The following is a 25,678-nucleotide window of genomic DNA, read 5'->3' on the forward strand; positions in this document are numbered from 1 at the left end:
AGGCGACAGGAGGACAAATGTTCCGAAAAATCCTGATCGCCAATCGCGGCGAGATCGCCGTCCGCGTCATGCGCACCGCGCGAAAGATGAGTGTCTTGACCGTCGCGGTCTATTCCGACGCGGACGCCAGGGCGCTGCATGTCGCCATGGCCGACGAAGCGGTGCATATCGGCCCCTCGCCTGTCTCGGAAAGTTACCTGCGCGCCGACAAGATCATCGAGGCCGCACTTTCGACAGGAGCGGAAGCCATCCATCCCGGCTACGGTTTTTTGTCCGAGAACCCGGATTTCGTCGACAAGGTGAGCGCTGCCGGCCTGGTTTTCATCGGGCCGTCGGCAAAAGCCATCCGCGCCATGGGCCTGAAGGACGCCGCCAAGGCGCTGATGGAGAAGGCCGGCGTGCCGGTCGTGCCCGGTTATCACGGCGACACCCAGGCGCTGGTGCTGCTCGCCACCAAGGCGCGCGAGATCGGTTATCCCGTGCTGATCAAGGCGCGCGCCGGCGGCGGCGGCAAGGGCATGCGGCGCGTCGACCATGCGGACGATTTCGCCGACGCGCTGGCCGGCGCAAAACGCGAGGCGAAATCCGCCTTCGGCGACGACCATGTGCTGATCGAAAAATATGTCGACAAGCCGCGCCACATCGAAGTGCAGGTGTTCGGCGACAATTTTGGCAACGCGGTGCATCTGTTCGAACGCGACTGCTCGGCGCAGCGCCGCCACCAGAAAGTCATCGAGGAGGCCCCCGCCCCCGGCATGACACCCGAACTGCGCGCCGCCATGACCGATGCCGCTGTGAAGGCCGCCAAGGCGATAAGCTATTCCGGCGCCGGCACCATCGAATTCATCGTCGATGCTTCCAAGGGGCTGAAGGCCGACCGGTTCTGGTTCATGGAAATGAACACCCGCCTGCAGGTCGAGCACCCTGTGACAGAGATGGTCACCGGCGTCGATCTTGTCGAATGGCAGTTGCGTGTCGCGTCCGGCGAACCTCTGCCGAAATCTCAGCAAGAGATTGCTCTCGACGGCCACGCCTTCGAGGCGCGGCTCTATGCCGAGGACGCCACCAAGGGTTTTCTGCCGGCGACCGGCACGCTGCATCATCTGAATTTCCCCAAGGCCGGGAACGAAATCCGCGTCGAGACCGGCGTGCGAGGCGGCGATTCGATTTCGCCCTACTACGACCCGATGATCGCCAAGCTGGTGACGCACGGCCCCGACCGTGCGTCGGCGCTTGCGCTGCTGGCCGCCACGCTGGAACAGACGGAAGTCGCCGGTTCCGTCACCAACCTTGCCTTCCTGGCCGCGCTCGCCACCGACCCAGACTTCGCATCCGGCGATGTCGATACCGGTCTCATCGGCCGCAAGCAGGATTCTTTAACCGCCCTGCCCGCGCCAAGCCCTGACATCATCGCCACGGCGGCGCTGGCGGCTTCCGGCCTGGACGAGCGTCGGCCTTCCTCCGACCCCTGGTCGGCACTTGCCGGCTACGCGCATTTCCACCCCGTCGCGCGAAAAACCCGCATCCGCTTCCGCGACGAAGAGATTCTCGCGCGGGTCACCGTCGTGGATGGCGTGGTGAAGGTGGCCGTGGAAGGTGCGGCGGCTCCCCTCCCCCTTGAGGGGAGGGTGACCGCGAAGCGGTCGGGAGGGGTACAAGCGGCCGGTTCCGACGCCAGTCTTCAAGCCTTCCAAGACGGCGAACAGGATTCGCGCACGGCCGGGTCAACCCCCTCAAGAGGGGAGAAAAGGTTGGCAAAATGGCCCGGCCACGTCACCATCTTCGAAGGCGCGGTCGGCTACGACTTCGCCGTACCCGACCCGCTGGACCGCGCCGACGAAACCGAAGCGGCGGGGTCGATGCGGGCGCCGATGCCCGGACTGGTCAAGCTGGTGCGCGCGGCCGCGGGCGACCTGGTCAAGAAGGGTCAGCCGCTGCTTATCCTCGAAGCTATGAAGATGGAGCATACCATCAACGCGAGCCATGACGGCGAGATCGCCGAGATCGCTTCGGAAGGTTCGCAGGTCACCGAGGGCACCGTGCTGGTGCGCTTCGTCGAGGCCTCATAGGCGTCAGCGCAAAGCCGGTCACCGCATAAACCGTCAGCGCGAACGGCCGGAAGAGAGCCATCACGGCAAGTCCGCCGGGGTTCGCGTCGGCGCATGAAGCGCTTTCAGGCCACCGGGGACGGGCAAACTATTGTTTTCAAGAGATTTTGCGAACTTGCCGCCGCATCGACACCTATCAAGATCAGCGCACGGTTTCTCATATGCAAACGGCCGGGACTGAGCCCGGCCGTCGAATTGCCATATAGACCAATAGCTTACTGCTGGATGGGCGCGTATTTGCCGTCGTGCCACTGGTTGATGTCGTAGCTTGCGTTCTTCAGGTCGCCCTTCTCGTCGAAGGTGACCTCGCCGATAACCGTCGTGATCGGCTCGCCGTTCTTCAGCGCCTCAGCGACCTTCGCCGGATCGTCGCTGCCGGCCCGTTCGATGCCCTGCGCGAACGCTTGGATCACCGCGTAGGAAAACAGCGTGAACCCTTCCGGCACGAAGCCGCCGGCCTTGATTTTCTCAATGGCTTCCTTGGCTTCCGGCTTGGACTGCGGGTCCGAAGGGAACACGAACATGGTGCCCTCGCCGGCCGGGCCGGCGACCTGCCAGAATTCCGGCGAAGCGATCGAATCCGGCATGATCATCTGGAACTTGAGGTTCTGCTCCGCCGACTGGCGAAGGATGAGGCCCGCTTCCGGATGGTATCCGCCGAAGTATACCACGTCGGCCTTGAGATCCTTCAGCTTGGTGACCAGCGCAGCATAGTCCTTCTCGCCGGCATTGATGCCCTCGTAAAGAATTTCGGTGAGGCCGCCCTTGTTCATCGTCGCCTTCACCGCGTCTGCGACACCCTGGCCGTAGGCGCTTTTGTCGTGAAGGATGACGACGTTCTTGCCCTTGTACTTCTCGGCGATCCAGGGACCGATGAACGCGCCCTGCGCGTCGTCACGGGTATAGAGCCGCATGATCGTCGACCAGCCCTTGGAAGCCGCGTCGTCGGTCAGTACCGGATTGGAGGAAGCCGGGCTCATCATCATCGCGCCGGCTTCCGCGTAAACCGCCGAAGCCGGGATGCTCGAACCCGAGCAGGCATGGCCATCGACGAACATCACGCCATTGGCGATGATGCGGTTAGCGATGGAGACAGCCTGCTTGGGATCGCACTGGTCGTCCTCGATGGCGAGCTTGATCTGCCGGCCGCCGACACCGCCGGCGGCGTTGATGGCATCGGCCGCGGCCTGGGCGCCCTGCTTGAACTGGTCGCCGATCGTGGCGAGCTGCCCGGTCATCGGGCCGGCCACGGCAAAGGTGATGTCGTCGGCGAATGCCGGGGTGGCGAGCACCAGGCCGAGGGCAGCGGCGCTCAAGAGTCGCGAGAGTTTCATGGATTTCCTCCTTGGCCGCCGGATTCTATGGCCGGCGGAACGTTTCATACATCCGCAATGCCATTTAGCAGCGTGGAAGCGGCAGGGCCAGCCTCGCCCTGCCGATGGGCCATGGGCACGACGCTTTCACGGTCCCCTATTCGTGCCTCTTCGAACGGAAAACGCCGCGCCAGCCTTTTCAGCCGCCGCGGCGTTTGCCCTCTTACCCGCCCTTGCCTGTCCTGGTTTCTTTTTGGGCCGCGCGGCTGTCGCCGTCTTCGGCCGGGTCACGAGCGCGTTGGAGCGCGCATTCCTCGCGGCGGAAGTTCCTCAGTGCATGGTCATCCATTCGCGCGCCTGGCGCAGCGCCTGGGCGATCTCAAGCTTCGACATGGCCCCAGACAATTCGGAGCGCAGCACCGCGGCGCGTTCCGAACCCTTGATCGCCGCGATGTTGAACCATTTGTGGGCGGCGATGATGTCGATGTCACAGTCACGGCCCGAGGCGTACATCAGGCCGAGTTCGCAAAGGATATCGGCCTGCGCCGTGGTGCCAGCCGTTCCGAAGTCCGCGTCGAAGATTTCAAACCGTGCCATTTTGCCTGTCCCTGTCCCTTTTCCCGAGAGCCCCGGCGTCCCGTCCGGCTTGCTCTTCCGATGCTTCGAAGGATGCCGGGAAGGCTTGAAACCGGCGTTAAGCGGCGTCCTTAACCGGCGGCAAACAAAACAAAAACAACTGGTAAACCTTGGATTTCATTAAGGATCACAAGCCTTGGAGCGCGCCGTATTCGGCGAAAATTTTCCGAAAATTTACGCTGCCGAATTCAACGCTTCCTTCACCACGAATTCGGGTCGTATGCGGGATGCGTGTCGAATTCGCTGCTCAGGCTTCATGAATTCATCGAAGGTGGCGAGGCAGAGGGGACGAAAAATTCAGCGGGCTGCCCTGACGGCATCGTCTTTTCGTTGGCCGCGAGTTCATCTAGCTTACGTTTGCGTAAGATGCCGGAATGTCGCACCGCACACGGAGGGAGGAGGACTACCTATGCTTCGCAGGATGACGATGACCGCAGCGGCCCTGATGCTGGCAGCCGGCGCCGCGTATGCCGATCCCATCGAAGGCAATTGGCGCACCCAGAGCGGCGAGACTGCCGCGATCACGGATTGCGGAGGCGGTTTCTGCATCACGCTGAAGACCGGCAAGTACCAGGGCAAGGGAATTGGAAAGATGAAAGCCGAAGGTGGCGGCGCCTATTCCGGTTCGATCACCGATCCCGCAAAAGATAAAACCTATTCCGGCAGCGGGACGCTTTCGGGCAGTTCGCTGAAGATGAAAGGCTGCGTGCTCGGCGGATTGATCTGCCGTAGCCAGACTTGGACGAAGTTGTAGCGAATAGCGAATAGCGAATAGCGAATAGAAGAAGGTCAGCCTGCACACCCGTCAGCGTAACCCCTATTCGCTACTCCCTATTCGCTATTCGCTCCTCCGTCTCGCGCCCCGATACACAGTCCACCCGCGGCGACACACGCTTCGAATAAGCTGAACCTAAAATGAACGCGAACCTCAGAACGGGTTCAGCGTCGGTAGTGCATTCTCAAAGCATCGAAGGAACACCAGGACCGAAAGCAAAGACCATGTCCCGCCACACAGCCAAGCCGCTCAAGATCGTTTCGCTGTTGCTGCGTGTCGCTCTGTTCAGTGCGGTCCTGGCCGCCCCGGTATTCGCGGTTCCCGCGATCGGCAACGGCCATGGCTCGGTGATCGAGGCCCCGACCATGAAGAAGAAGGGCGCCGGCTTCGTTCTGCTGGTGAGCCTGCAGCGCCGCTAGACTGGCTGATGGGGGATTGGTCCTGTACGGCGAATCTCTAGAAACACGCTACGGCGCCCTCTCCCCCATGTCACATTGGCTCCCTATAATGGGTCATGGAAAAGCGAATCTATCCCGAACCCACGCAAAGAATCATCTCGCCCGAGCCCTATGCGCGCCAGACGTTCAGCGACGCGGGCGAAGCGGTAGCCGCACTCAAGAAGCTGTACGCCCGCAATACCGAATTCCTGCGGTCGTCCTTCGCCGCGATCACCCGCGATGGCGACATGACCAGCCGCTACCGCGCCTATTATCCGGAGGTGGGCGTCACCACGCTGTCCTATTCGCAGGTCGATTCCCGCCAGGCCTACGGCCACATGTCGGTGCCCGGCCAGTTCACGACGACGATCACCCGGCCGGACCTGTTCGAGACCTATCTGATCGAGCAGCTCCAGTTGATCATGAAGAACCACGGCGTCCCGGTGGTCATCTCCGAATCCGACACGCCGATCCCGCTGCATTTCGCCTTCATCGAAGGCACGCATGTCGACGGCTCCGTCGCCGACCGGCTGAAGCGGCCGATCCGAGACTTCTTCGACGTTCCCGATCTCGACGGCACGGACGACCTGATCGCCAACGGCACCTATGAGGCGGTTCCCGGCGAGCCCCGGCCGCTGGCGCCGTTCACCGCGCAGCGCATCGACTACTCGCTGCACAGGCTGCCGCACTACACGGCGACGACGCCGGACCATTTTCAGAACTTCGTTCTGTTCACCAACTACCAGTTCTACATCGACGAGTTCTGCGTCTATGCCCGCGACCTGATGGCGGAAGGCGGGGGCGGCTACACGGATTTCGTCGAGCCCGGCAATCTGATCACGCCCGCCGGCCACAGCGGCCCGACATCCGGCTCGACGCCGCCGCGCACACCGCAGATGCCGGCCTATCATCTGAAGAAGCCCGGCCATGGCGGCATCACCATGGTGAACATCGGCGTCGGCCCGTCCAACGCCAAGACGATCACCGACCATGTCGCGGTGCTGAGGCCGCATGCCTGGCTGATGCTCGGACACTGCGCGGGTCTGCGCAACACCCAGGCGCTGGGCGACTATGTGCTGGCGCATGCCTATGTGCGCGAGGACCATGTGCTCGACGCCGACCTGCCGGTGTGGGTGCCGATCCCTGCCTTGGCCGAGATCCAGGTGGCGCTGCAGGACGCGGTGGCCGAGGTCACAGGTCTCGACGGCTACGACCTGAAGCGCATCATGCGCACCGGGACCGTCGCCACCATCGACAACCGCAACTGGGAACTGCGCGAACAGCGCGGCCCCGTGCAGCGGCTGTCGCAGTCGCGCGCCATCGCGCTCGACATGGAGTCGGCGACGATCGCGGCCAACGGGTTCCGCTTCCGCGTTCCCTATGGCACGCTGCTCTGCGTTTCCGACAAGCCGCTGCATGGCGAGTTGAAGCTGCCGGGCATGGCGAGCGAGTTCTACAAGCGGCAAGTGTCGCAGCATCTCACCATCGGCATCCGGGCTCTCGAGAAGCTGGCCGAGATGCCGCTCGACCGGCTGCACTCGCGAAAGCTGCGCAGCTTTTTGGAGACACCGTTTCAGTGACAAGGCGGTCCGGCGTCACCCAATTTCGCAGCGGGTAAAGCCTCGGCATGGGTCGCCCGTCGTTCCGGCACTGGCTGATCTTGCTGTCGGCTGCCTGCATGATCCTGCTGGCGCTGCCGCTGGCCGCCGGTTTCTTCGGCGCAGTACATCCGGCGCTGGATTCATTTTCCCATTTCCGGGCGCATCTGGCGGCGCTGATGGGGATTGCCGCGCTGCCGCTGTTCGCCACCCGATTTCTGAAGGTGGGCGCCGTCTTCGTGCTGGCGGCGATCCTCGCCTTCGCGACGACCTCCGGGACGGTGCCGGTCGCCGGGCTGGGCATGAAGTACGGGCCGCTTCATCCCCTCGATCCCGAGCGGCCGGTCTACAAGTTGTTGCAACTCAACCTGCGCTACGACAACCAGACGCCGGAACGGGTGCTTTCGATGATCGGGCAGATCCGGCCGGATGTGGTGATGCTGGAGGAAGTGTCCGATCTCTGGGGGGCAAAGCTGGAATTGCTCAAGGCCGCCTATCCGTTCAGGATTCTGTGTCCCTACCCTAAAAAACTGTCCGGCGTGGCGATCCTGTCCCGGCGCCCGTTTGCCGAGGGGACGTCGCCCAGTTGCGACGGGCGGGGCGTCTTCGCCCTGGCCACGATCAATTTCGGCGGAACGAGCGCCGATATCGCGGCGCTGCATCTCGGCTGGCCGTGGCCCTATCCGCAGCATTGGGAGATCGGCGGGCTGACGCCGTATTTCCAAAGGATCGGGGAGACGGCCATCCTGGCCGGCGACCTCAACGCTGTGCCGTGGAGCCAGGCAACCTCCCGTGTCGCCGAAGCCGGCGGGCTGACCCTGATGCCCTCGCCCGGCGCGACCTGGTTCCCGTTCGGCGTGCCGGAATCCCTGCGGTTCGCCGGCCTGCCGATCGACAATGTGCTGGCCAAGGGCGGCGTCGAGATCCATTCGATCCGGACGCTCGATTCCGTCGGGTCGGATCATCTGCCTGTCCTGGTAGAGTTTTCGCTGAAACCCAAACCGGCAGAGCCGGAGCTTGCGACGGACCTCGCGGCTGCCGTCCGGTGATGTGCAAGCAAGCGGCTACTGGCGTCTCGTCAATCTGTTCACGAGCTTTTCGACCGGCCCGCCCGGCTGATGCTCCAGAGCGTCGAAGCGCTGCTGGCGTGCCTCGTAGTCGGCATAGATCGCATGGACGGTCTGCTTCAACTCGGCCTTCGCCTTCTTGCAGAACGGATCGTCGTCGACCGCGATGCGGAAAGCGGCGTCATACGCCTCCTCAGTCATCCGGCGGGCCAGACGCCCATGCGTCCGCTCATGCTTGCGCACGCCGGCAACGAACTTTTTCCATCGCTGCTTGAGGACCGGAGGCGACCTGCCCACGAGGGCGGGGTAGCGATAATTCACCGTCAGGGTAACGTCGGCCTTCTGCAACCGGCACCGGCCGTTCGAGACAAGCCAGGTTCGGTCCCAGTCGACGGAATAGCGAGTCTGGGCGATCGCCCTGGTGAGGAAACCGTGGCGCGGGCCGTTTCGGTCCATCGCCGCCATCAGCGCGTCGCCGCTATCGCCCGCGACGTCATAGGTCTCGACATTGACGACCGACTTGACGCCGGCATGCGCCTCGACCGCCGTCAGGCTGGCGGCGACAAGCAAGGCAAATCCGAACGACCGCACGACATTCTCCGGAAGGTCACGCTGCCACTATGCGTAACGACCGGCTTCCAGTCCGTAAACAGAAAATCGCCGCCCCGCGCAATTCCCGCGGTCACATGCTCGTATAGACCGGCCCCTCGCCGCCCTGCGGCGGCACCCAGTTGATGTTCTGGTTCGGGTCCTTGATGTCGCAGGTCTTGCAGTGGACGCAGTTCTGCGCGTTGATGACGAAGCGCACATCCTTGGCGCCGGGATCGGCGGCGGCATTGCCGTCGGCGTCGACCCATTCGTAAACGCCTGCCGGGCAATAGCGGGTCGACGGGCCGGCGAACACGTCGTGCTCCGACCTGACCTGCAATTGCGGGTCCTTCACCTGGAGATGGACCGGCTGGTCCTCCTCATGGTTGGTGTTGGACAGAAACACCGAGGAGAGCCGGTCGAAGGTCAGCACCCCATCCGCCTTCGGATAGTCGATCTTCCTGAAATTGACAGCCGGCTGCAGCGTGGCGTAGTCGGCCTTGCCGTGTTTCAACGTGCCGAAGGGCGACCAGCCGAACAGCGTGTTCAGCCACATGTCGAGCCCGCCCAGCCCGACGCCGGCCAGCGTGCCGAAACGCGACCAGAGCGGCTTGACGTTGCGGACCTTCTTCAAATCCTTGCCGATGTCGCTGGTACGCCAGGCGTCCTCATAGGACGACAGTTCGTCATTGGCGCGGCCGGCGGCGAGCGCTTCCGCGACATGATCCGCCGCCAGCATTCCGGACAGCACCGCGTTGTGCGAACCCTTGATGCGCGGCACGTTGACGAAACCGGCGGCGCAGCCGATCAGCACGCCGCCGGGGAAGGACAGTTTCGGCACGGACTGCCAGCCGCCCTCGGTGATGGCGCGGGCGCCATAGCCGATGCGCTTGGCGCCCTCGAAGGTGCCGCGGATCGCCGGATGGGTCTTGAAGCGCTGGAATTCCTCGAAGGGCGAGAGGTAGGGGTTCTTGTAGTTCAGATGGACGACGAAGCCGACCGCGACCTGATTATCTTCCAGATGGTAGAGGAACGAGCCGCCGCCGGTCTTCAGATCCAGCGGCCAGCCGAACGAATGCTGAACGAGTCCCAGCTTGTGGTTTTCCGGCTTGACCTGCCAGAGTTCCTTCAAGCCGATGCCGTATTTGCCGGGATCGCGGCCTTCGGACAAGCCGAACTTGGCGATGAGTTTCTTGGCGAGCGAGCCGCGCGCGCCCTCGCCGATCAGCACGTATTTGCCGAGCAGCGCCATGCCCGGCGCGAAGGCAGGACCGTGCGAGCCGTCGCGCTCGACGCCCATGTCGCCTGTCACCACGCCCTTCACCGCGCCCTTGTCGTCGTAGATCAGGTCGGCGGCGGCGAAGCCGGGGTAGATCTCGACGCCGAGCGCCTCGGCGTGGCCGGCGAGCCATTTGCAGACGTTGCTCAGCGAGACGATGTAGTTGCCGTGATTGTTCATCAGCGGCGGCATCATGAAATTCGGCAACCGCACCGAGCCGGCCGGGCCGAGCACGAGGAAATGGTCGTCGGTCACCGGCGTCTTGAACGGATGGTCCGTCTCCGAGCGCCAGTCCGGCAGCAGCCGGTCGATGCCGATCGGGTCGACCACGGCGCCGGAAAGGATATGCGCGCCGACCTCGCCGCCTTTTTCGAGCACGACCACGGAAAGCTCGGGATTGACCTGCTTCAAACGTATGGCGGCCGCCAGCCCCGCCGGCCCGGCGCCGACGATGACGACGTCAAACTCCATGCTCTCGCGTTCGATCTCGCTCATCCGTCCTCCATACTGGCTGCGCCCCAGGAAGGCGCTTGCTGGTCAAGGCTGCATAGCGCATCCCTCTACGGGACGAAACCGCTCGTACCAAAAGGCAAGGCGGCAAAGTGACGCCACTTGCATTGATTAAGAGGGTTTGGCCGGTTTGCGGCAGCGTGGAACGCCGCCCCGCGAAAAATTCGCGCGGATTGTTTCTCCCCAGCTCTTGGCAAAGGCCGCGCTGTCATGAGGTGTCCGGACTTTCCAGGGCGTAGATCGCCAATGCGTGCGCGTGGGCCAGAATTTCGTCGACCTCGCGGATTTTGTGGGGAAGCGGCGCGCCCGGGTCGTAGCGGGCCAGGCGGCCGCCGGGCGGACGCCCGCGCCGCAGCGGCGAGAGGCGGCGGCTGGAGACGGGTCCGTCCCGCGCGATTGCGGCGTCGCGCCGGGCCTGCCAGCGGGCGAAGCGTTTGGCCTGGCCCGGCAGGTCGTCGAGCGCGGCGCCGAGCGCGGCAAGGCGCTGACCGAGACGCTCGGCGTCAATCGGATCATCGGGCGATGGAGGGGGAGGCAGCGGGCAGTACGTCGCGCTGAAATCGAGGCCCAGGATGCGGGGGGCGGCGTGGGCAGGCACGACGCGGCGGGGGAGGCGGAACGGTCGCCGCGGTGGATCGAGCAGCGACAGCGAGAGGATGCGCGAGGTGGGCTTGGGCCGTTTTTTAGGCCCCTTTGGCAGGAAGGCGCGGGGTCCCCGCAACATTGCTGGCTTTGGCTTGCGCGGGCGTAGCGGCGGAAGGGTTACCACGATCCCACGAGCGGCCGCGATGATGAGGCGTCGGGTGGCTGCTTCCGCCGGACGCAATAGCCGCAGGATGGCGAGATAGAGAGCGCGGGAAAGGGTAAGTGCCGGGGACAGTTTACTTTTTTCCGCCCGCACCTGCCTTGAAGCGGCTGCGCCTTTCCGCGGAAAGAAAGTAAACTGTCCCCCAGCGCCAACGGCCCCATCGCCAACGCCCCTAGCGCCGCCCGGCCTCCCAGCGCCAAGGCTTCCAGCGCCAAGGCCGCCAGCGTCCGCCATCCCGGCCATGGCGACAAGCATGGCGAGGATGCGCTTCAGCGCCTCCAGGTTTTGCCGGATTGCCTCACTGCCGTCCAACGTCACATTCCTCCAGACAAGCCGGCGCCATTATTCGCTCCGCGCAGGAGGACGGGGACAGGATTCCAGGAAAACGACCCGGAAGGATGCCAAAAAGTGCGGACCGGCGTCGAACCTTTCCTTGCAACTTCCGGCACAAGCGACGGGGACCGTTTGCTTTTTCCGGCTCGCGCGCCGTCCGCACCGGCGCGGCCCTTCCCCGAAAGAAAATAAATCGGGGGCTTGTCCTTCCCCGTTTCCGGCCGTGCGGATCGCGCTTCCGAGCATCTTCGAAATGCGATGTTCGCCGCAGCAATAATCGGTCATACTCGCCTCATGCCGCTTGCCAGCCTTTTCCGCTGCCTCATGCCGCAACGACGGATCGGCGGGGTTTTTCTTGCGGCCTTGCTGCTTTCGGTCGTGACGTCTCCCGGCAAGGCGGAAGATGGGGAGGCCGGCGAATGGACGGCCGGCGCCTACTCCTTTTCCGACGAAATGGGCGGCTTCATCATCGAGTCCGTCTCCGGCAAAGGGACGCACGGCGACCCGGTCGTCTTGACGGAGACATTGAATTCGTCTTCGCCGGTCACCCTGGTGATCCGCTCCGTGTGGCCGATCCGGCCGTTCGATTCCGCCGCGCTGTACGACAATGGCGTGCTTTACATGCGCATCGTGGCGCGCAACGGCAGCGGCCAGGGTTGGGTGGAGTTCGAGTTCGAGCTGCAGGAACTGCTGCACAAGGCCAGCGTGTTCGGCGACGGCCTGTCCTTCGACCAGCGCAGCCTGCGCAAGGACAACATCTCGTCCGACACGTTCGCCGAGTTCAGCCGCGACTTCGAACCCTACGACAAGCTGCTGTTCCGCCACGGAAAAGTCGATCCCGGCAAATCGGCGGGCTTCTCTTTCCTGATCACCGATTTCACGCCGAGGCCGAAATTCTATCTGGTGCAGGACCCGCGCATCCCCTCGTCCTGACTTGCTTTCGCCATCCATGCGCAGCATGGTCCGGCATGGCCGTTTCCAGCACCGAACACAGCGCCGGACTGCGCGAACTCCTCGCCTTCTATGCCGAGGCTGGCGTCGACGAAGCCTTGCTGGACGAGCCCGCCGATCGGTTCGCCGAGAGCGCAGAGGCAAAAAACCGGCAAGCTGGCGCGGCACGGCCAATGGATCCCGCGCGACGCGAGGAAACCTCCGGCAAGGCCGGTGAAGTCCGTGCGCCGCGAAAATCCTTTCTTCCGGACAGCCAGCCGGTGGCGGCGCCAAGGCCGCAGGCGGCCGCGGTGCCGGACGGCGCACAGGCGGCGCTGGCGCGCGAACTGGCGCGTTCGGCGGCGTCGCTGGAGGAACTGCGCCAAATCATGCTCGACTTCGAAGGCTGCAATCTCAAGGCGACGGCGAAGAACCTCGTCTTCGCCGACGGCAATCCGGAAGCCGATCTGATGCTCGTGGGCGAGGCGCCGGGCCGTGACGAGGATCTGGAAGGCCTGCCCTTCGTCGGCCGGTCGGGACAATTGCTCGACCGCATCCTCGCGGCGATCGGCCGCGACCGCAAATCGGTTTATATCGCCAATGTCATTCCGTGGCGGCCTCCCGGCAATCGCGATCCGTCGCCGATGGAGACCGAGATTTGCCGGCCCTTTATCGAACGGCAGATCGAGCTTGCCGCGCCGAAGGTGCTGATGACGCTCGGCAATCCCTCGACAAAGGCGCTGCTGAGGACGCAGGAAGGCATCACAAAAATGCGCGGCAAATGGCGGGAGCACGTCACCGACGGTGACGTCCGCACCCCGACCATGCCGACCCTGCATCCGGCCTACCTGCTGCGCACGCCCGCCCACAAGCGGCTGGCCTGGCGCGATTTTCTCGAGGTGCGGGCACGGCTTGCGGCGCTTTCCTGAGAGATCGATTCAGATCGCGGCCGACGCTCCCTCCCCCTTGAGGGAGGGTGGCCGCGAAGCGGCCGGGTGGGGTCGCCGCGGCCAAACGCCAACGTTGCCTTGCGTCGGAGCACTGCCGAGGCAACCCCTCCCCCGGCCTCCGGCCGGACCCTCCCCTCAAAGGGGAGGAAGCGCCGGCCGCGGCGTCTGCGCTCAGGCAGCCACGGCCGGCGCGGCCCGGCGCATGCCGACAAGCTGCAATTCCGCGAAGAGCGCGACCGCGGCGGCCTGGGCGATGACGAAGGCGTAGCCCAACGCGGTCGGCGACACCAAGCCCGTGACCAGCAGGCCGATGCTGGCGGCGGCCCACAGCGCGTTGATACCGATCACGTCGATCAGCAGGAGCCGGCTGATCGTGGGCCGGCGCGACATGGTGGCCACCAGGATCGTCCAGGGGATCAGCACGATGCCGACCCAGAACAGCAGCGGCTGCGGCAAGCCGAGCAGCGGCGACAGCAGCGAAGCGCCGCCCGCCATGAGCAGCGCGCCGGCGCCGGAAAAGACGGCATCGACGCGGAGCGCGTTGCGCAGGAAGTGTGTGTTCGAGAGGGTCATAACGATCTCCATCCGGTTGGCGCCGGCGGGATGCCGGCATGGCGCGGACGATGGCGGAGACCGCGCCGCGTGGCGATTACGCCGGAGGTAATGGATTTGCGGCGGCAGGCCGCCTATCGTCGCCGGCATGAACACCGCCCTCGCCTCGCCCGGCCCGCTCATCCGCGAATGGCGCACGCGCCGCCGCATGAGCCAGCTCGATCTCGCCATGGAGGCCGAAATCTCGCAAAGGCATCTGAGTTTCGTGGAAAGCGGCCGGGCAAAACCGTCGCGCGACATGGTGCTGCATCTGGCCGAGCGGCTGGCGCTGCCGCTGCGCGAGACCAACCGCCTGCTGCTGGCCGCCGGCTATGCGCCGGGTTTCGACGAGAACAGGCTCGACGAACCAGCCATGGCGCCGGCGCTGGCGGCGGTCGAGACCGTGCTCAAGGCGCACGAGCCCAATCCGGCCTTCGCCGTCGACCGCCACTGGAACCTTGTCCGCGCCAACGCGGCGCTGGCGCCCTTCCTTGCCGGCGTGTCCGATCCGGCATTGCTGGCGCCGCCGGTGAATGCGCTCAGGCTCAGCCTGCATCCGCAAGGCGTGGCGCCGCTGATCGTCAATTTCGCCGAATGGCGCGACCATGTGGTGGAGCGGCTGCGGCGGCTGAACCAGGCGGTCGCCGATCCGGTGATCGTGGAGCTGGAGCGCGAGCTGCGCGGCTATCCCGTGCCGAAGCGCACCGGGCCGCCGGCGCCGGCGCGCGACTATTCGCCGATCGCGGTGCCGCTGCGCCTCAGGATGGACGGTATGATGTTGTCGTTCATCTCGACCATCACGGTGTTCGGCACGCCGCTCGACGTGACACTGTCGGAACTGGCGATCGAATCGTTCTTTCCGGCCGACGCGGCGACGGCGGAGGCAATGCGCGCGATGGCGGCAGAGCGCGACGCTGCCCCTCCCCCTTGAGGGGAGGGTCGATCGGCGAAGCCGATCGGGGAGGGGTTGCTGCGGCAGTGCTCCGGCGCAAAGCGACGTTGGCGTTTGGCCGCAGCGACCCCACCCGGCCGCTTCGCGGCCACCCTCCCCTCAAGGGGGAGGGAAAACGGCCGCCTACTGCGGCGGCGTGGCCTCCTTTGCCGCCGCGCGCTCGATGCCGAGCCGGCGTTCGCGCAGGATGATGAAGATGCCGGCGCCGACGACGATCAGGCCGCCGGCCAGCATATGCAGCGTCGGCACGTCGCCGAACACGACGTAGCCGACGGCGATGGCGAGCAGCATCGAGGTGTATTCGAACGGCGCTACGACCGAAGCTTCGGCGTATCGGTAGGCCTCCGTCATCAGCAGTTGCGCGATGCCTCCGCAGATGCCGGCCCCAACCAGCAGGGCGGCCTGCTCCATCGTCAGCGCCTGCCAGCCGAACGGAACGGACAGCAGGGCAAGCAGCGACGCCGACAGCGAGAACCAGATGACGATGGTGGAGGTCTTTTCCGTGTGCACCAGGCTGCGCACCAGGATCATCGCCATGGCCGAGGCCGTCGCGCCGCCGAGCGTGGCCAGCGCGCCGAGCGCCTCGTCGCCGCCAAGAGCCGCCGACTCGCTGAACAGCGTCAGTTTCGGCCAGGAGACGATGAAGACGCCGACCAGGCCGACGACGACGGCGCTCCAGCGATAGAAGCGGATCGTCTCGCCGAGGATGAGCGCGCTGAAGACGACGACCAGCAAAGGCTGCGCATAGTTGATCGTCACCGATTCCGGCAGCGGCAAGCGGGCGAGGCCGAAGAAACCGAGCGCCATCGAGGTGACGCCGACCAGTCCGCGCAGGAAATGGCTGACCGGGCGCTTGGTGTGCAGCGCGCGCCTGAGGTCGTGATGCCACACCAGGAACAGGATGATCGGCAGGATGGCGAAGAAGGAGCGGAAGAACACGACCTGCCCGGTCGGCAACGGCCCCGCCGCCTTGATCATGCTCGCCATGGCGACGAAAACGGCGACCGAAACCATCTTGAAGGCGATGCCCGCGAGGGGCCTGTCAGGATGAGAGCGGCCGGGCTGCGTCACCTGGCCGCCGCCTCCCGGATCGCCGTCCAGATGCGCAAAGGCGTCGTCGGCATCTCGATGTGGCCGATGCCGTAGGCGCGCCACAGCGCGTCGGTGACGGCGTTGAGCGTCGCCGGCGTCGAGCCGATGGTGCCGGCCTCGCCGGCGCCCTTGATGCCCATGGCGTTGGTGGTCGACGGCACGTTGCGCGTCTCGAAGCGGATGAAGGGAACGTCGTCGGCGCGCGGCATGGCGTAGTCCATGAAGCTCGCGGTGAGCAGCTGGCCGTCCTCGCCATAGACGGTTTCCTCGGTCAGCGCCTGGCCGATGCCCTGGACGATGCCGCCATGCACCTGGCCGGCGAGCAGGATCGGGTTCACCGTCACGCCGAAATCATCCACCACGACGTAGTCGGTGAGTTCGGTGCGGCCGGTCGCCGGGTCGATCTCGACTTCGCAGATATGCGTGCCGTTCGGATAGGTGCATTCGTCCTGGACGAACTCGCCGAAACCGCTGATATCCTCCGGTTTCTTCGCAGCCTTCGCCAATGCCGGAAAATCGATCGCGCGGTCGGTGCCGACGATGCGCGCCTCGCCGTCGACCAGTTCGATATCGTCGGACGAGGCTTCCAACTCGTCCGCCGCCAGTTTTCGCAGCTTCACGGCAAGATCCTCGCCGGCGCGCGACGCCGAGACGCCGCCCAGCGGGATCGAACGCGAGCCGCCGGTGCCGCCGCCGCTGGCCAGCCGGTCGGTGTCGCCCTGGTGGACGATGACCTTCTCGACATCCAGCCCGAGTTTTTCGGCGGCGATCTGCGCATAGGCGGTGGCGTGGCCCTGCCCGTTCGACTGGGTGCCGATGCGCAGCGTCACCGTGCCGTCGGGATTGAGGCCGACATAGGCCGGCTCGGAGCCTTCGAAGGCGCAGGCCTCGATATAGGTCGCCATGCCGATGCCGCGGATCAGCCCCCTGGCGCGCGATCCCTCCAGCCGTGCGTCGAAGCCGGCCCAACCGGCGCGCTCCATCGCAAGGGTCATGTGGCCATCGAACTCGCCGACGTCATAAAGACGCCCGGTGGCCGTGCGGTAGGGGAATTGCTCGGGCCGGATGAAGTTGCGGCGCCGGATCTCCTCGCGCGACAGACCAAGTTCGCGGGCGCAGACATCGACCAGCTTTTCGAGGAGGAAGGCGGCCTCGGGGCGGCCGGCACCGCGATAGGCGTCGACGGGGGTGGTGTTGGTGTAGACGCCGGTGATCGTCACGTCGAGCGCCGGTATGTCGTAGAGGCCAGTCGACATGGAAGCGCCGATATAGGGCACGACGGGTCCGTATTGCGAACAATAGGCGCCGAGATTCGCCAGGAATTTCACCCGCAGTGCGAGGAAACGGCCATCGCCGTCCATCGCCATCTCGGCGTCGACGGCATTGTCGCGGCCTTGCGCATCGCTCAGAAAATGCTCACCGCGGTCGCCGGTCCATTTCACCGGCTTGCCGAGGCGCTTGGCTGCCTCCAGCACCAGCGCATATTCGCGGTAGACGAAGGCTTTTGGCCCGAAGCCGCCGCCCACGTCGGGCGTGATCACCCTGATCCTCGACTTGTCGACGCCAAAGACCTGTTGGGCGAGGACGGACTGCATCGAATGCACGCCCTGCGAGCCGCTGGTCAGCACCAGCCGCCCGGTCTCGTCGACCTCGCCGATCGCGGCGCGCGGTTCCATGTAATTGACGACGAGGCGGTTGTTGACGAAGGACACACTCGCCGTGCGGGCCGCCTTGGCGAAAGCCGCATCGGTGGCGGCGCGGTCGCCGATCTCGTAGAGGAAGGCGCGGTTGGTGCCGAGTTCCGGCCAGACCAGCGGCGTCCCGGGATCGAGCGCGGCAGCGGTGTTTCCCGCCGCTTCCTCGGCGTCGTAATCGACCTCGATCAGTTCGGCGGCGTCCTGCGCCAGCGCCCGACTATCGGCAACCACGAAGGCGACGGCGTCGCCGACATGGTTGACGCGGTCGCGGCAGAGGATCGGGATGTCGCGCGTCGGGGCGCGCTTGCCGTCCGGCTGCTTCTGCATGACGGTCGACTTGAGCGCCCCGAGATGCGCCACGTCCTCGCCGGTCAGCACCAGGTGCACGCCCGGCGCGGCACGGGCCGCCTCTGTCGAGGTGATCCGGAAACTCCCCTTCGCCACCGGCGAGCGCAGCACGAAGCCGTGCACCATGCCGGGAGCCGCGATGTCGTCGGTGTAACGGCCCTTGCCGGTGATGAACGACTGGTCCTCGAGACGCTTTACAGGCGCTCCCATCCCGAATTTGGGTGTGAACACGGTCATGTCTGCTCCGGAAAACTGTGGCGGGAATGCACGCCTGGAGATAAGCGCTTCGTCAGTTTTGTCGAGGGGTGGTTTCGTGTAAAGAGCACCACCCCGGATTTGTTGGGCCAGAGTCGCCCTGGCCGCCCGGCCGCAACCCAGGAAGGCTTTCCTATGCGTACAGACACCGGCCAGGTCTTCCGGCTCGAGGACTATCGCCCGAGCGACTACCTGATCCCGCGGACCGAGCTTTCCTTTCGCCTGTCGCCCAACAGCACGCTGGTTACCGCCAGACTGACGATTCGCCGGCGCGATCCGGCGGCGCGAAACCTGCCCCTGGTGCTCGACGGCGACGGACTTGACCTGCGCGGCATCAGCCTGGACGGCAGAGCGCTGGCTTCCGAGGACTATGCGGCGACGCCGGACAAACTCATCCTGCACAACCCGCCGGCCGAGTTCATGCTGACGCTGGAAACCGAGATTGTGCCGTCGGGAAATACCGTCCTGATGGGGCTTTATCGCTCCAACGGCGTCTACTGCACGCAATGCGAGGCGGAAGGTTTCCGGCGCATTACCTATTTCCTCGATCGGCCGGACATCCTGTCGGTGTACACCGTCCGCATCGAGGCCGGGCGGGCCGAAGCTCCGCTTCTCCTGTCCAACGGCAACCCGGTCGAGAGCGGCGACCTCGGCGACGGACGGCATTTCGCCGTCTGGCACGATCCGTTTCCGAAACCGTCCTACCTGTTCGCACTCGTTGCCGGCGATCTGGGCGTCGTGGCCGACCGCTTCATCACCATGTCCGGCCGCGACGTGGCTCTCGGCATCTATGTCGAGCACGGGAAGGAGCGACTCGCCGCCTATGCGATGGATGCGCTGAAGCGCTCGATGAAATGGGACGAGGAGGCCTTCGGCCGCGAATACGATCTCGACGTCTTCAACATCGTCGCCGTGTCCGATTTCAACATGGGCGCGATGGAGAACAAGGGCCTCAACATCTTCAACGACAAATATGTGCTGGCCGACGAGGACACCGCGACCGACGCCGATTTCGCCAATATCGAGGCGATCATCGCCCATGAGTATTTCCACAATTGGACCGGAAACAGAATCACTTGCCGCGACTGGTTCCAGCTTTGCCTGAAGGAAGGGCTGACCGTCTTCCGTGACCATGAATTCTCGGCCGACCAGCGCTCGCGCCCGGTCAAGCGCATCGCCGAAGTCCGCACGCTGCGCGCCCATCAGTTCCCGGAAGACCAGGGACCGCTGGCGCATCCGGTGCGGCCGCGCCGTTACCGCGAGATCAACAATTTCTACACGGCGACCGTCTACGAGAAGGGCTCGGAAGTCGTGCGCATGATCCGCACCATCCTCGGCGCCGAGGATTTCCGAAAGGGGATGGATCTCTACTTCGAGCGCCATGACGGCGAGGCCGCGACGATCGAGGATTTCCTGGCCGCATTCGAGAATGCGTCGGGGCGCGATCTCAGCCAGTTCGCGCTTTGGTATCACCAGGCCGGGACGCCGAACCTGACGGTGACCGCCGAGCACGACGCGATGGCTGAAACCTTCACCATGCAGATCGAGCAGTCGGTGCCGCCAACACCCTCGGAGAGCCGCAAGCGGCTGATGTATATTCCGATCGAGTTCGGTCTCGTCGGGCCGGACGGACGCGACCTCGCCTATTCCGATGCCGAGGGCGCAGTCATCGAGAACGGCGTGATCCATCTGCGCAAACGGCGGCATTCGATCCTGTTCTCGGGCGTCAAGGAGCGCCCGGCGGTCTCGCTCAACCGAGGCTTTTCGGCGCCGGTGACGCTGTCGGTCGAGCAGAAGCCGGAGGACCAGTTCTTCCTTGCGCGTCACGATGGCGATGCCTTTTCGCGCTGGCAGGCTTTCAACACGGTGATGACGGAATCGTTGATCGCTGCCTCGCGGCGCATACTTGACGACCGCGAACCGGATTTCAGCCCCGCCATTGCCGAGCTTGCCGGTGCAATAGCCGATGACGACGGCCTCGAACCGGCGTTCCGCGCGCTTGCGTTGACGCCTCCAAGCGAGGCCGACATCGCCCGCGAGATCGGCGGCAACATCAATCCGGACGCGATCTTTTCGGCCCGCGAAGCCCTGGTCCGGCTCGTGGCAGAGGCCAACCGCGAGCGCTTCTCCACGATCTACGACGCCCTGACCGACAAGGGACCGTTCAGGCCCGACGCCGCGAGCGCCGGCCGGCGTTCGCTGCGCAACGTGCTGCTCGACTATCTGTCCGCGCTGTCGGGCGGCGTTGACCTCACGTCAAAACACTTCGCGTCGGCAGGCAACATGACCGACCGGGCCTCGGCGCTGGCTGTTCTGGCGCATCGCCACCAGGCGACGCCTGAGGCGCGCAGTGCACTCGCTACGTTCGAAGCAACCTACGGCAAGGACGCGCTTGTCATGGACAAGTGGTTTGCCATCCAGGCAGCCGCGCCGGGGGTCGGCACGGTCGAAGCGGTGAAGCGGCTTTCGGTCCATCCGTCGTTCTCGCTCGCCAATCCCAACCGGCTGCGCTCGCTGTTCGGCACCTTCTTCAGCGGCAACCAGACCGGCTTCCATCGCGCCGACGGCGCCGGCTATCAGTTGTTTGCCGAGACGATCCTGCAGGTGGAGAAGCGCAATCCGCAGGTTGCCGCGCGGCTGGCGACGGGGCTGCGCTCCTGGCGCTCGCTGGAGCCGAAGCGGCAGGAACTGGCGCGCCAGGCACTGGTTTCCATCGCCTCGACCAAAGGGCTGTCGGCGGATCTGAGTGACATCGTGGAACGGACCCTGGCGTAAGGAACGTCGGACACGGTCAGGCGGGCTCTCGCATCCGAACGGTCTTTGCCGCAGTAGACGCGCCGATGGTCATATGGACGGCCACGGCAACGAAAACGGTCAGCCCGCCTACGAGTGTGCCGCCGCTCGGCGTCTCGCCGAATGCCAGCCACACCCACAAAGGCGCCAGCGGCGAATCCAGCGCGCCGATGAGCGCCGTCTCAATGGCCGGCAGGAAACGCGCGCCGAGAGTGAACAGCGCAAGGCCCAGCGACGAGTTGACGATGCCGAACAGGGCAAGCAGCAGCAAATCGTAGGCGGAAACCGCCAGCGGGTCGCCCAGCGGCCAGCACGCGAACCCGCTCAGCAACGCCGACAGGCAGGCCGCCGGCATGACCGGAATATCGCGAAAACGCCGGACGATGACCATGATCGCCGCCATGCACAGCGTCATGCCGAAAGCCAGGAGATCGCCGAACAGTCCGCCTTCGACGCCGAGGCCGACCATGATCGCCACGCCGACCAGCGCGGCAAGGCTGGCGAGCAGCGCGCTCGCCGTCGGCCGCTCCCGAAGCAGAAGCCAGCCGAGCGCGGCGGCAAGGAAGGGAACCGTCGCGTAGATCACCGCGACATGGGCGACCGTCGTATGCCGGAGCGAGGTGATGAAGAATACCATGCCGACCGACGACAGGATTGCAAAAAGCCAGCCGGGCCAGCCCATCCTCCACATGCCGCGCAACGAATCCCCTCGCCGCAAGGCGACGATGACGACCGCGAGCCCGAGCGCGCCGAACAGGCCGCGCCAGACGAGCATCGTCCATGTATCCGTCGGGATCAGGCGGGTGAACAAGCCGGCGGTGCTCCAGGCGATGGCTGAACCGGTAACCAGAATCAATCCAAGGCGATATTCCGGCACGTTCATGTTTCGCTTCCGCCGGTCCCGGAGGGCGAATTCGCCTTCTTCCAGTCTCCCGTCGTGTTCCACCAGCGGTTCCGGTTGGCGCTGTCGTCGAGCCCCTTCGACCGGCTGGCGAGGATCTCGTGAAGCCTGATCACCGGTTCCTGGTAGCTGTGGGTCTGGAAGATCGCTTCGATCACCCGGCCGGCCAGTTGTCGGTCGGCGGGAAGTTCGAAGGAAACGGCCACCACGCCGGGCCGTTTCCGGAGGTCCGTTTCCGGGCCGGCGGCCGCGCCCTCGAGCGGGCGATAGCGTTCGATACCGGTCGCCGACTGGTAGGCGTTGCTGTCGTAACTGCCCATGGTCAGCGGCGTGATCTCAATCACCGCTCCCACGATGCGATCGATGTCCTCGACGGGCGCATGAAACGTCAGCAGAAGCATGCGCTCCATGCGTACCGAGCCTGTTTCAAGTTCCTGCCCGAACATTTGCCCTCCTCGCCCGTTGCAAGGGCACGATACGCGCAGGCTGCTGACAACCGCCTGTCAGCAGGGGCGATCCATCCGCGATGGTCCCGATCGAGTCCCGATCCTGTCCACCAGTCGTTTTTTTACGCCGGCTTGACGCCTTTCGTGCACGAACACTGGACAAGGCGAATCACGTCTGATTCTTTAGGGCAGATTCGGGTGTGCGGCGTATCCGGATCGTCAGAGAAAACAAATTTCGGGGAGCCAGTCGGATGGCAAGGACGGACGCGTGGGACGCGGCCGGCGGGTCGGCTTTTGTCCGGCGCAGGCCGCAACGGACGGAGACTGGAAGCGTGTTCGCCAAGCCCGCCTTCCGGCGCCTGCTGGCTGCCGAACCCCTGCTCCGGCGGTCGATCCCGACCCTGATCATCGTCTTCCTGATCGTCATCGGCGCCACCCGGACCCTGTCCCTGATCGCCCAGCACGACGAGATCGAGCGCAATGCCCGCACCATTCTCGCGCTTTCCGCCGCCGCGCTCGGCAACGCGCTGGCCGATGCCGGGGCCGCGACCGACGATGTCTCGGGCACGCGCGACCTGATCGAGCGCACCGAGCACCAAGCCCTGCTCGGCACGCGCCATGTGCTCGCGGTGATGGACGGCCGGTTCAACGTGGTGGCGACAAGCGCCGCGGGGTCGCAATGGAGGGACAGGCGGCTCGACACGGTCGTCTCGGGCGGTCAGCCGCTGTTCCTGTTCGGCGAGCGCGCCGGTGTCCTGGAAGTCACGATCGAGGGCGAACCTTGGTTCGCCGCCGTGGACCTGTCCAGCGACGGCGGCCTGGCCGCCGCGGCCTTGGTTCCCCAGGATGCCGTCTTTTCAGACTGGACCAAAGCGGTCTCGCTGAATGTCACATTGTTCCTGCTCACCGGGAGCATCCTGGTCATCGTGCTCTATGCCTATTTCCGGCAGACGACGCACGCCCAGACCGCCGACCGCATCTATCGCGACGCGCACCAGCGCATCGACCTGGCGCTCATCCGCGGACGCTGCGGCCTTTGGGACTGGGATATGGTGCGCGGCAAGATGTACTGGTCGCATTCGATGTACGAGATGCTGGGCTACCAGCCCTGCGAGGCGATGCTGTCTTTCGGCGACGTGCACGACATCATCCACAAGGACGACGGCGACCTGTTCAATCTGGCGGAACGGATCGTGGCGCGGGAAATCGATAATATCGACCAGGTGTTCCGCATGCGCCATGCCGACGGCCACTGGGTCTGGGTGCGCGCCCGCGCGCAGGTGATTGACCCGGAGGCATCCGACATCCAGCTCATCGGCATCGCCGTCGACGTCACCGAGCAGCGCCACCTCGCCGCGCGTTCGGAGGCCGCCGACCTCAGGCTGCGCACAGCGATCGAGAGCATCAGCGAATCGTTCGTGCTGTGGGACGCGGCCGGCCGGCTGGTCATGTGCAACACCAAATACCAGCAGGATAGCGGGCTGTCGGAGCGCGACCTCGTGCCGGGCCTGTCGCGTGAGGAACTGGAGGAGCGGATGACCGCCTTCGCCTCGGAACGGCGCATGGCCAACCCGAACGGACCGCGCGGCGGCGCCACCTATGAGCGCCAGCTCGCGGACGGCCGCTGGCTGCAGGTGAACGAGCTGAAGACGCGCGACGGCGGCACCGTCTCCATCGGCACCGACATCACCCTGATCCGGCAGAACCAGGACAAGCTGGTGGATGGTGAGCGGCGGCTGATGGCCAATCTCCACGACCTCAGCCAGGCCCGGCGCAACGAGGAGGAGCGTACCCGCGAGCTCGAGGAGCTGAACCGCAAATACGTCAAGGAGAAGGATCGGGCCGAGGCGGCCAACCGCGCCAAGTCGGAGTTCCTGGCCAACATGTCGCACGAGCTGCGCACGCCGCTGAATGCCATCATCGGCTTCTCGGAACTGATGGGCAACAGGCTGTTCGGGCCGCTCGGATCGCCGCGCTACGAGGAATATGCCGGCGACATCAACAGCAGCGGCAAACACCTGCTGGGCGTCATCAACGACATACTCGACATGTCGAAGATCGAGGCCGGCCAGTTCTCGATGGACCGCGAGGAGATCGATCTCAACCCGCTGATCAGCGAGACGGTGCGCGTCATCTCGCTGCAGGCGACGCAGAAATCGATCGCCGTGGAGACCAAGATCGCCGAGGCGATGACGCTCTACGCCGACCGCCGCGCAATCAAGCAGATCGTCATCAACCTTCTGTCCAACGCGGTGAAGTTCACCGGCGAAGGCGGCCACATAATGGTGCGGGCGCGAAAAGTGTCCGGCGCCATGATGCTGTCGATCGAGGACAATGGCTGCGGCATCCCGAAGGCGGCGCTGAGCAAGCTCGGCCGGCCGTTCGAGCAGGTGCAGAACCAGTTCTCGAAGAGCCATGCCGGCTCCGGCCTCGGTCTCGCCATCTCGCGCTCGCTCGCCGAACTGCATGGCGGCGCGCTGAAAATCCGGTCGCGCGAAGGCATCGGCACGATCGTTTCGGTGCGCATCCCGGCCCGGAAAGGGCCGCCGCCTGCACAGATGCTGCAAGCGGCGGAGTAGCGCCTACCTAACCCTCTCCCTTGGGGGGTCCGAAGGACGGGCGAGACCGTGGCTCGCCCCGAACGATCCGTCGGAGCGAAGCGCAAATCGTGAGGCGGGGTGGGGCTGCTTCAGGTTGAAGCACTGCCGCACCGACCCCTCCCCGCTTCAAAAACCTCGCGTTCCGCTCGGTTTTCTCCGCGACCCTCCCCTCAAGGGGGAGGGTATTCGGCGCCCGGCCTCAAAGATCAGTGCCGCTTGCCCCAGCCGCGCTTCGGCATTTCTTCCGGCACGATCTTGCCGTCGTCGTTGCGGTCCATCAGCGCGAACAGTTTCTTCTGGCGCGACTCGATCTCGACGACCGTCAGCATGCCGTCGCCGTCGGTATCGAAGCGCTCGACGATGCGGCGCGCCATGCGTTCCGCACGCATGCGTTCGATCTCGGAAGCGATCTCGGCGACGGTCATCTTGCCGTCGCCATTGGCGTCGGCATTGCCGATGCGGCTGTTCATCGCAGCCACGAACTCCTCGAAGGTGACGTCGCCGCTTGAATCGGCGTCGGCCCGCTCGAAACGCATATTGCCGCCCGTGCGGCCCTCTTCCCTGTCGGCCGCGAAGGCGGAGGTTCCGCCGCTCGTCGCCACCGCAAGAAAGGCCATTGCGAGTTTCGTCGATGTCTTCACTTCAGCTCTCCTTTGCATCGTTACCCCCGA

Annotated in this window: 21 protein-coding genes; 10 read left to right on the forward strand and 11 right to left on the reverse strand. The window is 65.1% G+C overall.

Annotated elements, in window-relative coordinates:
• Positions 1-17 precede the first annotated feature (17 nt).
• The gene (locus ABMA59_RS04570) at positions 18-2,069 is read left to right on the forward strand and encodes an acetyl/propionyl/methylcrotonyl-CoA carboxylase subunit alpha (protein WP_349004129.1); all 2,052 of its coding nucleotides are present in this window, start codon (positions 18-20) and stop codon (positions 2,067-2,069) included.
• Positions 2,070-2,323: 254 nt separating this feature from the next.
• Here the strand turns inward: ABMA59_RS04570 and ABMA59_RS04575 are convergent, their stop codons facing one another.
• Together ABMA59_RS04575 and ABMA59_RS04580 are read right to left on the reverse strand one after the other, a co-directional pair.
• Complete coding sequence (locus tag ABMA59_RS04575) at positions 2,324-3,442, reverse strand: ABC transporter substrate-binding protein (RefSeq protein WP_349004130.1); 1,119 nt, start codon at positions 3,440-3,442, stop codon at positions 2,324-2,326.
• Between the two features lie 309 nt (positions 3,443-3,751).
• Positions 3,752-4,018, reverse strand: a complete 267-nt coding sequence (locus tag ABMA59_RS04580; RefSeq protein WP_349004131.1) for an SEL1-like repeat protein — start codon at positions 4,016-4,018, stop codon at positions 3,752-3,754.
• A 448-nt stretch (positions 4,019-4,466) separates the two neighbouring features.
• On the opposite strand from ABMA59_RS04580, the gene ABMA59_RS04585 reads away from it, so the two are divergent.
• From ABMA59_RS04585 to ABMA59_RS04600, 4 genes are all read left to right on the forward strand, one after another.
• Complete coding sequence (locus ABMA59_RS04585) at positions 4,467-4,811, forward strand: DUF2147 domain-containing protein (protein ID WP_349004132.1); 345 nt, start codon at positions 4,467-4,469, stop codon at positions 4,809-4,811.
• Between the two features lie 245 nt (positions 4,812-5,056).
• Positions 5,057-5,251: a hypothetical protein gene (locus ABMA59_RS04590; RefSeq protein ID WP_349004133.1), complete on the forward strand. Its 195-nt coding sequence runs from the start codon at positions 5,057-5,059 to the stop codon at positions 5,249-5,251.
• Between the two features lie 95 nt (positions 5,252-5,346).
• A complete protein-coding gene (locus ABMA59_RS04595) occupies positions 5,347-6,849 on the forward strand; it encodes an AMP nucleosidase (RefSeq protein ID WP_349004134.1) in 1,503 nt (500 codons plus the stop codon).
• A gap of 47 nt (positions 6,850-6,896) precedes the next feature.
• Positions 6,897-7,916 (forward strand): endonuclease/exonuclease/phosphatase family protein, encoded by a 1,020-nt coding sequence (locus tag ABMA59_RS04600; protein WP_349004135.1) that lies wholly within the window; start codon positions 6,897-6,899, stop codon positions 7,914-7,916.
• Positions 7,917-7,931: 15 nt separating this feature from the next.
• On the opposite strand, the gene ABMA59_RS04605 is transcribed toward ABMA59_RS04600, so the two are convergent.
• The 3 genes from ABMA59_RS04605 to ABMA59_RS04615 all read right to left on the reverse strand — a co-directional run bounded on the left by ABMA59_RS04605 (position 7,932) and on the right by ABMA59_RS04615 (position 11,431).
• A complete protein-coding gene (locus ABMA59_RS04605) occupies positions 7,932-8,525 on the reverse strand; it encodes a DUF922 domain-containing protein (RefSeq protein WP_349004136.1) in 594 nt (197 codons plus the stop codon).
• 91 nt (positions 8,526-8,616) lie between these two features.
• Positions 8,617-10,296 carry an electron transfer flavoprotein-ubiquinone oxidoreductase gene (locus tag ABMA59_RS04610; RefSeq protein ID WP_349004137.1) on the reverse strand — a complete coding sequence of 560 codons (1,680 nt, stop codon included), beginning with the start codon at positions 10,294-10,296 and terminating at the stop codon, positions 8,617-8,619.
• Positions 10,297-10,519: 223 nt separating this feature from the next.
• Entirely contained in the window at positions 10,520-11,431 is a 912-nt protein-coding gene (locus tag ABMA59_RS04615) for a hypothetical protein (RefSeq protein ID WP_349004138.1), read from the reverse strand.
• 279 nt (positions 11,432-11,710) lie between these two features.
• On the opposite strand from ABMA59_RS04615, the gene ABMA59_RS04620 reads away from it, so the two are divergent.
• Both ABMA59_RS04620 and ABMA59_RS04625 read left to right on the forward strand, forming a co-directional pair.
• Complete coding sequence (locus tag ABMA59_RS04620) at positions 11,711-12,385, forward strand: hypothetical protein (RefSeq protein ID WP_349004139.1); 675 nt, start codon at positions 11,711-11,713, stop codon at positions 12,383-12,385.
• 35 nt (positions 12,386-12,420) lie between these two features.
• Positions 12,421-13,311, forward strand: a complete 891-nt coding sequence (locus tag ABMA59_RS04625; protein ID WP_349004140.1) for a uracil-DNA glycosylase — start codon at positions 12,421-12,423, stop codon at positions 13,309-13,311.
• Between the two features lie 192 nt (positions 13,312-13,503).
• On the opposite strand, the gene ABMA59_RS04630 is transcribed toward ABMA59_RS04625, so the two are convergent.
• Positions 13,504-13,905: a hypothetical protein gene (locus ABMA59_RS04630; RefSeq protein WP_349004141.1), complete on the reverse strand. Its 402-nt coding sequence runs from the start codon at positions 13,903-13,905 to the stop codon at positions 13,504-13,506.
• Positions 13,906-14,032: 127 nt separating this feature from the next.
• On the opposite strand from ABMA59_RS04630, the gene ABMA59_RS04635 reads away from it, so the two are divergent.
• Entirely contained in the window at positions 14,033-14,854 is an 822-nt protein-coding gene (locus ABMA59_RS04635) for a helix-turn-helix domain-containing protein (protein ID WP_349004142.1), read from the forward strand.
• Positions 14,855-14,998: 144 nt separating this feature from the next.
• Here the strand turns inward: ABMA59_RS04635 and ABMA59_RS04640 are convergent, their stop codons facing one another.
• Together ABMA59_RS04640 and ABMA59_RS04645 are read right to left on the reverse strand one after the other, a co-directional pair.
• Positions 14,999-15,946: a DMT family transporter gene (locus ABMA59_RS04640; RefSeq protein ID WP_484534583.1), complete on the reverse strand. Its 948-nt coding sequence runs from the start codon at positions 15,944-15,946 to the stop codon at positions 14,999-15,001.
• Positions 15,943-18,249: a xanthine dehydrogenase family protein molybdopterin-binding subunit gene (locus tag ABMA59_RS04645; RefSeq protein ID WP_349004143.1), complete on the reverse strand. Its 2,307-nt coding sequence runs from the start codon at positions 18,247-18,249 to the stop codon at positions 15,943-15,945. The genes ABMA59_RS04640 and ABMA59_RS04645 overlap by 4 nt, the downstream gene beginning before the upstream one ends.
• A gap of 153 nt (positions 18,250-18,402) precedes the next feature.
• Between ABMA59_RS04645 and pepN the strand changes: the two genes are divergently transcribed.
• Positions 18,403-21,042, forward strand: a complete 2,640-nt coding sequence (gene pepN / locus ABMA59_RS04650) for an aminopeptidase N (RefSeq protein ID WP_349004144.1) — start codon at positions 18,403-18,405, stop codon at positions 21,040-21,042.
• Between the two features lie 16 nt (positions 21,043-21,058).
• On the opposite strand, the gene ABMA59_RS04655 is transcribed toward pepN, so the two are convergent.
• Together ABMA59_RS04655 and ABMA59_RS04660 are read right to left on the reverse strand one after the other, a co-directional pair.
• Positions 21,059-21,943 carry a DMT family transporter gene (locus ABMA59_RS04655; protein ID WP_349004145.1) on the reverse strand — a complete coding sequence of 295 codons (885 nt, stop codon included), beginning with the start codon at positions 21,941-21,943 and terminating at the stop codon, positions 21,059-21,061.
• A complete protein-coding gene (locus tag ABMA59_RS04660) occupies positions 21,940-22,407 on the reverse strand; it encodes a YqfO family protein (protein WP_349004146.1) in 468 nt (155 codons plus the stop codon). The genes ABMA59_RS04655 and ABMA59_RS04660 overlap by 4 nt, the downstream gene beginning before the upstream one ends.
• A 251-nt stretch (positions 22,408-22,658) precedes the next feature.
• Between ABMA59_RS04660 and ABMA59_RS04665 the strand changes: the two genes are divergently transcribed.
• Complete coding sequence (locus ABMA59_RS04665) at positions 22,659-24,986, forward strand: PAS domain-containing sensor histidine kinase (protein ID WP_349004147.1); 2,328 nt, start codon at positions 22,659-22,661, stop codon at positions 24,984-24,986.
• Between the two features lie 227 nt (positions 24,987-25,213).
• Here ABMA59_RS04665 and ABMA59_RS04670 read toward each other — a convergent pair whose 3' ends face one another.
• Positions 25,214-25,648, reverse strand: a complete 435-nt coding sequence (locus tag ABMA59_RS04670) for an EF-hand domain-containing protein (protein ID WP_349004148.1) — start codon at positions 25,646-25,648, stop codon at positions 25,214-25,216.
• Between the last annotated feature and the right edge of the window lie 30 nt (positions 25,649-25,678).

Origin of the sequence: Mesorhizobium yinganensis (assembly GCF_040081985.1) — a bacterium.
Taxonomy (GTDB): Bacteria; Pseudomonadota; Alphaproteobacteria; order Rhizobiales; family Rhizobiaceae; genus Kumtagia; species Kumtagia yinganensis.

Bases quoted from the DNA above. Each gene is read 5' to 3' on its own strand.
- ABMA59_RS04620 (WP_349004139.1), top strand. From the start codon at position 11,711: ATGTTCGCCGCAGCAATAATCGGTCATACTCGCCTCATGCCGCTTGCC.
- ABMA59_RS04655 (WP_349004145.1), bottom strand. From the start codon at position 21,943: ATGAACGTGCCGGAATATCGCCTTGGATTGATTCTGGTTACCGGTTCA.
- ABMA59_RS04630 (WP_349004141.1), bottom strand. From the start codon at position 13,905: ATGACCCTCTCGAACACACACTTCCTGCGCAACGCGCTCCGCGTCGAT.
- ABMA59_RS04585 (WP_349004132.1), top strand. From the start codon at position 4,467: ATGCTTCGCAGGATGACGATGACCGCAGCGGCCCTGATGCTGGCAGCC.
- pepN (WP_349004144.1), top strand. From the start codon at position 18,403: ATGCGTACAGACACCGGCCAGGTCTTCCGGCTCGAGGACTATCGCCCG.
- ABMA59_RS04570 (WP_349004129.1), top strand. From the start codon at position 18: ATGTTCCGAAAAATCCTGATCGCCAATCGCGGCGAGATCGCCGTCCGC.
- ABMA59_RS04645 (WP_349004143.1), bottom strand. From the start codon at position 18,249: ATGACCGTGTTCACACCCAAATTCGGGATGGGAGCGCCTGTAAAGCGT.
- ABMA59_RS04610 (WP_349004137.1), bottom strand. From the start codon at position 10,296: ATGAGCGAGATCGAACGCGAGAGCATGGAGTTTGACGTCGTCATCGTC.
- ABMA59_RS04590 (WP_349004133.1), top strand. From the start codon at position 5,057: ATGTCCCGCCACACAGCCAAGCCGCTCAAGATCGTTTCGCTGTTGCTG.
- ABMA59_RS04660 (WP_349004146.1), bottom strand. From the start codon at position 22,407: ATGTTCGGGCAGGAACTTGAAACAGGCTCGGTACGCATGGAGCGCATG.
- ABMA59_RS04580 (WP_349004131.1), bottom strand. From the start codon at position 4,018: ATGGCACGGTTTGAAATCTTCGACGCGGACTTCGGAACGGCTGGCACC.
- ABMA59_RS04600 (WP_349004135.1), top strand. From the start codon at position 6,897: ATGGGTCGCCCGTCGTTCCGGCACTGGCTGATCTTGCTGTCGGCTGCC.
- ABMA59_RS04575 (WP_349004130.1), bottom strand. From the start codon at position 3,442: ATGAAACTCTCGCGACTCTTGAGCGCCGCTGCCCTCGGCCTGGTGCTC.
- ABMA59_RS04625 (WP_349004140.1), top strand. From the start codon at position 12,421: ATGGCCGTTTCCAGCACCGAACACAGCGCCGGACTGCGCGAACTCCTC.
- ABMA59_RS04595 (WP_349004134.1), top strand. From the start codon at position 5,347: ATGGAAAAGCGAATCTATCCCGAACCCACGCAAAGAATCATCTCGCCC.
- ABMA59_RS04665 (WP_349004147.1), top strand. From the start codon at position 22,659: ATGGCAAGGACGGACGCGTGGGACGCGGCCGGCGGGTCGGCTTTTGTC.
- ABMA59_RS04635 (WP_349004142.1), top strand. From the start codon at position 14,033: ATGAACACCGCCCTCGCCTCGCCCGGCCCGCTCATCCGCGAATGGCGC.